This window comes from Burkholderia sp. Ac-20379 (assembly GCF_017104645.1).
Lineage (GTDB): Bacteria > Pseudomonadota > Gammaproteobacteria > Burkholderiales > Burkholderiaceae > Burkholderia.
In genome coordinates, this window is record NZ_JAAGPF010000164.1 from 1 (window position 1) to 277 (window position 277).

General features: G+C 70.4%; 1 protein-coding gene. It reads left to right on the forward strand.

Features of this window, described 5'->3' with window-relative positions; translation table 11 throughout:
- Nucleotides 1–225, forward strand: a 225-nt coding sequence (locus tag G3N92_RS20150; protein ID WP_206129340.1) for a hypothetical protein, incomplete at its 5' end; no start/stop codon positions are given.
- Nucleotides 226–277: the final 52 nt, after the last annotated feature.

The window sequence follows — 277 nt, forward strand, 5'->3', positions numbered from 1 at the left end:
GGCACGCTGGCGCTCGGCGGCGCCGGCTCGCTGCTGTCCACCGGCGCGGTGAGTCTCGCCGGCAGCGGGGCCAGCTTCGAGATCGCCGGCGCGAACGGGGACGAGACGATCGGTTCGCTGTCGGGCGGGGCGGGCTCCACTGTCGGGCCCGGGATCGGAAGGGCGGCGGGTAGGGAAAGAGTGTGGGTGGCGGGTGATCTTTGGGGTGGCGTAGTGACATGGTAGAAGAAAAAGGTGGGGGGGGGGGGGTGGGGGGGAGGGGGGGGGTTTTTTTTTT